Here is a 7,446-nt window from a genome sequence, read left to right on the forward strand (position 1 = left end):
CCCGCCACTGTAGCCGGGAAGCCGCTCGCGGTGAAGGCTCAGGATTCCTCGACGGCCAGCGCGGCGGCGCTTTCCCGCTGCGCCTGGGCGGCGGGCGAGCGGACCTGGAGGATCAGTAGTGCGGCGAGCCCGGCGGGAATCGCCGCAAGCATGAAGATGTTCTCCACGGATATGTGCATGCCCAGCAGCAGGCTGCCGAACAGTGGGCCGAGGATCGAACCGAAGCGGCCCACGCCCAGCGCCCAGCCGGTGCCGGTGGCGCGTACCTGGGCCGGGTAGAAGTTGCTGGCGAAGGCGTTCAGGGTCAACTGCCCGCCGATGATGCAGAAGCCGGCGGCGAAGACGAACGCCAGCAGCCAGCGCGGCTGGTCGTGGTTGAGGCCGAGGAGCAGGGTGAACAGCGCGGCGCCGGCGAGAATCGCCGCCAGCAGGCGGACCTTGCTGCGCAGGCGGTCGGCGAGCCAGGCCAGGAGCATCGCGCCGAGGGTGCCGGCGAAGAGGAACATCGAGGTCGCCAGGTTCGCCGCATTGCGTGTCAGGCCGCTTTCCTGGAGCAGCGAGGGCAGCCAGCTGACCATGAAGTAGAGCAGGATCAGGCTGACGAAGAAGGTCGCCCAGAGCAGCAGGGTCGGCCGCGCGTAACCGTGGCGGAACAGCTCCAGCACGGTCAGGCTCGCCGCCGGCTCGGCGTCGGCCTGTGCCGGCGGCGGCTGCCAGCCCGGCGCCATACGCTCGCTGAGCTGGCGCAGGCGGGCATAGGGCGGTGCGTCGCGGAGCAGGCGCGGCAGCGACTCCGGGAGGAACAGGAGGAGGAAGGGGAACAGCAGCAACGGGGTGACGCCGCCGGCGAGGAACACCGCCTGCCAGCCGAAGCCGTCCATGAAGGCGGCGGCGACGAAACCGCCGGCGGCGCCGCCGAAGGAGAAACCGCAGGCCGCCAGGGTGACCATCAGGGTACGCAGGCGCGGTGGCGAATACTCGGCCATCAGCGCCATGGCGCTGGGCATCGCCCCGCCCATTCCGATGCCGCAGACGAAGCGCGCCAGCATCAGGTTTTCCAGGGAACCGGCGAAGACCATCAGGACGGTCAGGCTGGCGTAGATCAGCACGCAGCAGAGCAGCACCCGGCGGATGCCGAAGCGGTCCGCCAGCGGCGTCACCAGCAGCGAACCGACGGTCAGGCCGAACAGGTTGGCGCTGAACACCGGGCCGAACGCGGCCTTGTCCAGGCCCCATTCCTGGGCCAGGGTCGGCACCACGTAGCCGAGCACCTGGGCATCGTAGCCATCGGTGACCAGCAACAGGGCGAGGAGCAGCAGCAACAGCCACTGGTAGCGGGACACGGGGCGCGCGTCGAGCGCCGCGCGAAAGCTGGCGATCTGGTTGTGCATCGCAAGGTACCTGAGGTTCTTATTGGTGATGGGGCGTCCGGCGGACGCCCCCCTTTATCTTCAGGAGCGGGACTCTGCGGTCCCTCAGGCGGCCGGGGTGTCCGGCTGGTTGGCCGGATGGGCCTGGCGGAACGCCGGATGGGCGGCGGCCAGGTCGGCGACCCGGCGGATCCGTGGCCAGGCGTCCAGCGCCACGCCGAAGCGCTCGGCGGCGTAGAGCTGCGGGACCAGGTAGACGTCGGCCAGGCCTGGCCGGTCGCCGAAGCACCAACCCTGGTCGCCGATCAGTTGCTCGACGGCGGCGAGACCCTGGCCGACCCAGTGGCCGATCCACTGCCGGACCTGCTCTTCGTCGTGTCCCCACTGGCGCAGCAGGTTGAGCACGCTGGCGTTGTGCAACGGGTGGATGTCGCAGCCGACCAGCGCCGCGACTCCGCGCTCGTGGGCGCGGCGCAGCGGATCGCTGGAGAGCAGGGCGGGGTGCGGGTAGCGCTCCTCGAGGTACTCGATGATCGCCGGCGACTGGATCAGCAGCTCGCCCTCGTCGACCTGCAGGGCCGGTACGCGGCCCTGCGGGTTGAGCGCCAGGTAGGCGGGTTGGCGGTGTTCGCCGCCGTCGCGGACCAGGTTGACCGGCAGCGACTGGTAGTCCAGCCCCTTCAGCGCCAGGGCGATGCGCACCCGGTAGGAGGAGGTGGAACGGTAGTAGGTATAGAGCTTCATCCGCGCGCCCCCGGATGGGCCGCGAGCACTTTGCCGCGACATTCGCCGAAACCGATCGAGACGTGTCCCTCGCGCTTGCAGCGGGCGCGGAGGATGACCTCGTCGCCGTCCTCGAGGAAGCGCCGGGTCTCGCCGGAGGCCAGTTGCACCGGCTGCTTGCCGCCAGCGGTGATCTCCAGCAGCGAGCCGAACTGGCCGGGCTCGGCGCCGGACAGGGTGCCGGAGCCGAACAGGTCGCCGGGCTGCAACTGGCAGCCATTGACGCTGTGGTGGGCGACCATCTGCGCCACCGTCCAGTACATGCTCAGGCTGTTGCTCAGGGTCAGGCGCTGCGGCGGCAGGCCTTTCTCGCGCAGGCCCTCGGTGAGCAGCAGGACCTCCAGCTCGATGTCGAAGGCGCCGTGGGCCTGGTCGTTGTCGTCGTAAAGATACGGCAGCGGCCGCGGGTCGCCTTCGGGGCGCGCTGGCTGGGCGCGGCGGAACGGCTCCAGGGCTTCGGCGGTGACCACCCAGGGCGAAACGCTGGTGATGAAGCTCTTCGACAGGAACGGGCCGAGCGGCTGGTATTCCCAGGCCTGGATGTCGCGCGCCGACCAGTCGTTGAGCAGACAGAAGCCGGCGATGTGCTCGGCGGCGCGGGAAACCGGGATGGCTTCGCCGAGGGCGTTGCCTTGGCCGATCCAGATGCCTAGCTCCAGTTCGTAGTCCAGACGCGCACAGGGACCGAACACCGGCTCGCTGGCGCCGGCCGGCAGGGTCTGGCCGTTGGGCCGGCGCACTTCGCTGCCGGAGACGCGCACGGTCGAGGCGCGGCCGTGGTAGCCGATGGGCACGTGCTTGTAGTTGGGCAGCAGCGGGTTGTCCGGGCGGAACAGCTTGCCGACGTTCTCGGCATGGCGGATGCCGACGTAGAAGTCGGTGTAGTCGCCGATCCTGGCCGGTAGGTGCATTTGGCACTCGGCGGCCGCATGGAGCAGCTCCGGGCGCTCCGCGGCGCCTTCGCCGAGCAGCTCCAGCAGGCGCTGGCGCAGCGCCACGCGGGCCGGTTTGCCGAGGGCGAAGAAGGCGTTCAGCGCGCCGCCGCGGGTGGCTTCGGCGGCTTCGCCGGCGGCCCCCTCGAACAGCCCGGCGGCCAGCGCCGCGTCCAGGTCGAGGATCGAGTCGCCGATGGCCACGCCGCAACGCGGGCTCAGGCCGGCACGGCTGAAGATGCCCAGCGGCAGGTTTTGCAGGGGAAAGTCGGCATGCCCATTGGCGGAGGCGACCCAGCTACGAGTGGGGGTTGGCTGGTTCATGGGGTTATCTCCGTTGCGGGTTGAAGGTGGATACGAGCGACGCCCAGCAGGCATCGTAGTCATTCTGCAGGGCCGGCGTCTCGAGGGCGGCACGGCTCGGCCGGAGGACCTGGCTGGTCTCGAACATGAAGGCCATGGTCTGGTCGATCCTGTGCGGCTTGAGGTCGGCGGCGATGGCCTTGTCGCAGCTTTCCGCGTCCGGGCCGTGGGCGCTCATGCAACTGTGCAGCGAGGCGCCGCCAGGCACGAAGCCGCCGGCCTTGGCGTCATAGGCGCCCTGGATCAGGCCCATGAACTCGTTCATCAGGTTGCGGTGGAACCATGGCGGACGGAAGGTGTTCTCGGCCACCATCCAGCGCGGCGGGAAGATCACGAAGTCGATGTTGGCCAGGCCATGGACGCTGGTGGGGGAGGTCAGCACGGTGAAGATCGACGGGTCCGGGTGGTCGAAGCTGACCGTGCCGATGGTGTTGAAGCGGCGCAGGTCGTACTTGTAGGGCACGTTGTTGCCGTGCCAGGCGACCACGTCCAGCGGCGAGTGGTCAAGCTCGCAGGCCCACAGCTCGCCGAGGTATTTCTGCACCAGTTGCAGCGGCTGGCGGCTGTCTTCGTAGCGCGCCACCGGGGCCAGGAAGTCGCGCGGATTGGCCAGGCCATTGCTGCCGATCGGGCCGAGGTCGGGCAGGCGCAGCGGCGCGCCGTGGTTCTCGGCGATATAGCCGCGTGCCTCGCCGTCGAGCAGCTCGACGCGGAACTTCATCCCGCGCGGGATCACCGCGATCTCCAGCGGTTCGACCTGCAGCGCGCCGAGTTCGGTGCACAGGCGCAGGCGGCCCAACTGCGGGACCAGCAGCAGTTCGCCGTCGGCGTCGTAGAAGCAACGCTCCATCGAGCGGTTGGCCAGGTACTGGTAGATGCTCACGCCGGCGGGCTTGTCGCCGGGCGCGTTGGCGGCCATGCGCAGCAGGCCGTCGAGGAAGTCGGTGGGCTGCTCGGGCAGTGCCAGCGGGTCCCAGCGCAGGCGGTTGGGGGTCGGCGCATCCAGTTCGGCACCGGCGATCTGTCGTTCCAGGCGGCGGAACGGCGGATGCTTGGCCGACGGCGTGATGCGGTATAGCCAGGTGCGCCGGGCCTCGCTGCGAGCCATGGTGAAGGCGGTGCCGGAGAGCAGTTCGGCGTACAGGCCGTAGGGCGCTTTCTGCGGGGAGTTCTGGCCGACCGGCAGGGCGCCGGGGAGCGCTTCGCTGCTGAATTCGTTGCCGAAGCCCGATTGATAGGCGAGGGCAGTGGAGTCGAGGTTCATCTGAGGCCTCCGGGGAGTGGGGGCAGCTTGCCGCCGATCCGCCGGGGACCTGGCACGCTGGCTGCGTTATTTTTATCGTAATTCAATTACGCATAACGTAATTTGAGTGGATGGCAGCGTCAAGCTATAACGTCGGCCCCGCCCGCAGGAACCCGCGTCCATGGAAAAGAACAGCAGTCCCGCCGAAACCTCCGGCAAGCAGAAGGTCCGCTCCGCCGAAGTCGGTACCGATATCCTCAAGGCCCTCGCCGAACTCTCCCCGGCGACCTCGCTGTCGCGCCTGGCGGAGCATGTGGGGATGCCGGCGAGCAAGGTCCATCGCTATCTGCAGGCATTGATCGCCAGCGGCTTCGCGGTCCAGGACGCCTCCACCAATCATTACTCGCTGGGGCGCGAGGCGCTGCGCGTGGGCCTGGCGGCGCTGGACAGCATGGACGTGCTGAAGAGCGCCGCCGCGCCGCTGGCCGAGCTGCGCGACGTGCTCAACGAGACCTGCTTCCTCGCCGTCTGGGGCAACCGTGGAGCCACCGTGGTACAGGTGGAACAGGCGGTGCGCGCGGTGACGGTGGTCACCCAGGTCGGCTCGGTGCTGCCGCTGCTCGGTTCGTCCACCGGCCTGGTGTTCGCCGCGTTCCTGCCGGAACGCGAGGTGGCCGAGCTGCGCGAGGAAGAGTTGGCCGGGCGCGCCGACCATCCGCTGGCCGACCCGGCGGCCTATGCGGTGCTGCTGGAGGGCATCCGCGCGCGCGGCCTGCATGCGATCCATGGGCTGCTGATGCCTGGGGTGGAAGCGCTCTCGGCGCCGGTGTTCGATGCCCGCGGGCGGGTGGCGGCGGTGCTCACGGTGGTCGGCCCGGCGAGCATCTTCCAGGCCGAGGAGCAGGGGCCGGCGGCGGAACGGCTGCTTGCGACGACTCGGGCTATCAGTTGGCGGATGGGGTATGACGGCACCCAGGGTGGATGATGCAGTCTCCGAGCCTGAGGGTGATGTCGGGTAGGGCGGATAACCGCCCGCGGTTATCCGCCGCTCCTCAGGCCTTGGCCAGCAACGCCTTCGCCGCTCGCGATCCGTTGCTCTTGCCGAGCACCGCGCAGATGCGCTGGCCGGCGTCGACCAGGGCGTGCATGTCGACCCCGGTATGGATCTCCAGACCGTTCAGCAGGTAGAGGACGTCTTCGCTGGCGACGTTGCCGGTGGCGCCCTTGGCGTAGGGACAACCGCCGAGGCCGGCCACCGAGCTGTCGAATACCGCGATGCCTTCCAGCAGGCTGGCGTAGATGTTCGCCAGGGCCTGCCCGTAGGTGTCGTGGAAGTGCCCGGCGAGGCGCTCGCGGGGAACCTCGCTGGCCACCGCCTCGATCAGCCGGCGGGTGGCGCCGGCGGTGCCGACGCCGATGGTGTCGCCCAGGGACACTTCGTAGCAGCCCATCTGCTGGAGTTCGCGGGCGACCCAGGCGACCTGGCGCGGATCGACATCGCCGTCGTAGGGACAGCCGAGCACGCAGGAAATATAGCCGCGCACCCGCACCTGGTGCTGGCGCGCCGCCTCCAGCACCGGTACGAAGCGCTCCAGGCTGTCCTTGATCGAGCAGTTGATGTTGCGCTGGGAGAAGGCTTCCGACGCGGCGGCGAACACCGCCACTTCCTTCACTCCCGACTCCAGCGCCGCCTCGAAGCCTTTCAGGTTCGGCGCCAGCGCCGCGTAGGTCACGCCGGGACGCTGGCGGATGCCGGCGAATACCTCGGCCGAGCCGGCCATCTGCGGCACCCACTTGGGCGAGACGAAGCTGCCCACTTCGATGTAGTCCAGGCCGGCGGCGCTCAGGTCATCGACCAGACGGATCTTGTCGGCCACCTCGATCGGCTGTTTCTCGTTCTGCAGTCCGTCGCGCGGACCGACCTCCACCAGGCGGACCTTCTTCGGCAGGTTCATGCTGTTCCTCGTCTTGGCTGTCAGGCCTGGTTCTCGTCCAGCTCCACCAGCGGCGTGCCTTCCTCGACCAGTTCGCCCTCGCTGCAATACAGCGCCTTCACTACCCCGGCGTGGGGCGCGCGGATGCTGTGCTCCATCTTCATCGCCTCCAGCACCACCAGGGTGGCGCCGGCTTCGACCGTCTGGCCGGGCTCGACCAGGACCCGCACGATACTGCCGTTCATCGGCGCGCTCAAACCGCCCTGGTGGGCATGGGCGGCCTCGGCCTCGGCGATCGGGTCGACGGCTTCGATGGCCAGCAGTTCGCCCTCCCATTCGAGGAACAACTGGCGTCCGCGGCGCAATGCCGCCGAGCGACGGGTGACACCGTCCACCCGGCTGACCAGGTCGTCGCCGTCGAGGCGATACTGGCTGGGGCTGGCGTGGCGCAGGCGGACGCAGCGGCGTTCGTCGCGGCAGCGCAGCATCAGGTCGGACTCCCGCGCCAGGGCGCTGCGCCAGCCGTCGTTGCGACTCCAGGGCGAATACGGGTCGTCGTCGCGACGGTGGCCCGCTTCGCTCTGCAGCCAGGCCTCGGCGGCGGCCTGCCAGAAATGCTCCGGCAGCGCTTGCGGCGCCGGCAGCAGGTCGTCTTGGTGGCGCGCGATGAAACCGGTGTCCAGTTCGGCGGCGGCGAACGCCGGATGGGCGAGGATGCGGCGGAGGAATGCCAGGTTGGTGCGCAGGCCGCCGACCGAGGTTTCCGCCAGCATCGCCAGCAGGCGCTGGCGGGCTTCCTCGCGGGTTTCGCCCCAGGCGAT

Annotated in this window: 6 protein-coding genes and 1 pseudogene; 1 reads left to right on the forward strand and 6 read right to left on the reverse strand. The window is 69.4% G+C overall.

From position 1 onward, the window contains the following. Positions 1-38 precede the first annotated feature (38 nt). From HMPREF2581_RS07400 to hmgA, 4 genes are all read right to left on the reverse strand, one after another. Positions 39-1,391: an MFS transporter gene (locus tag HMPREF2581_RS07400; protein WP_011666689.1), complete on the reverse strand. Its 1,353-nt coding sequence runs from the start codon at positions 1,389-1,391 to the stop codon at positions 39-41. An 84-nt stretch (positions 1,392-1,475) separates the two neighbouring features. Further along, positions 1,476-2,114: a maleylacetoacetate isomerase gene (gene maiA / locus HMPREF2581_RS07405; RefSeq protein WP_003128823.1), complete on the reverse strand. Its 639-nt coding sequence runs from the start codon at positions 2,112-2,114 to the stop codon at positions 1,476-1,478. Further along, the gene (gene fahA / locus HMPREF2581_RS07410; RefSeq protein WP_003111363.1) at positions 2,111-3,409 is read right to left on the reverse strand and encodes a fumarylacetoacetase; all 1,299 of its coding nucleotides are present in this window, start codon (positions 3,407-3,409) and stop codon (positions 2,111-2,113) included. The genes maiA and fahA overlap by 4 nt, the downstream gene beginning before the upstream one ends. 4 nt (positions 3,410-3,413) lie before the next feature. Beyond that, positions 3,414-4,712, reverse strand: coding sequence for a homogentisate 1,2-dioxygenase (gene hmgA, locus HMPREF2581_RS07415; RefSeq protein WP_003088587.1), 1,299 nt, complete (start codon positions 4,710-4,712; stop codon positions 3,414-3,416). A gap of 160 nt (positions 4,713-4,872) precedes the next feature. On the opposite strand from hmgA, the gene HMPREF2581_RS07420 reads away from it, so the two are divergent. Next, complete coding sequence (locus tag HMPREF2581_RS07420; protein ID WP_003111362.1) at positions 4,873-5,676, forward strand: IclR family transcriptional regulator; 804 nt, start codon at positions 4,873-4,875, stop codon at positions 5,674-5,676. A 67-nt stretch (positions 5,677-5,743) separates the two neighbouring features. Here HMPREF2581_RS07420 and liuE read toward each other — a convergent pair whose 3' ends face one another. Further along, positions 5,744-6,646 (reverse strand): bifunctional 3-hydroxy-3-isohexenylglutaryl-CoA lyase/hydroxymethylglutaryl-CoA lyase, encoded by a 903-nt coding sequence (liuE, locus tag HMPREF2581_RS07425; protein ID WP_003088593.1) that lies wholly within the window; start codon positions 6,644-6,646, stop codon positions 5,744-5,746. 20 nt (positions 6,647-6,666) lie between these two features. Then, a pseudogene (gene liuD, locus HMPREF2581_RS33480) lies at positions 6,667-7,446 on the reverse strand (methylcrotonyl-CoA carboxylase subunit alpha); the annotation flags it as partial.

Origin of the sequence: Pseudomonas sp. HMSC057H01 (assembly GCF_001836405.1) — a bacterium.
Lineage (GTDB): Bacteria > Pseudomonadota > Gammaproteobacteria > Pseudomonadales > Pseudomonadaceae > Pseudomonas > Pseudomonas aeruginosa.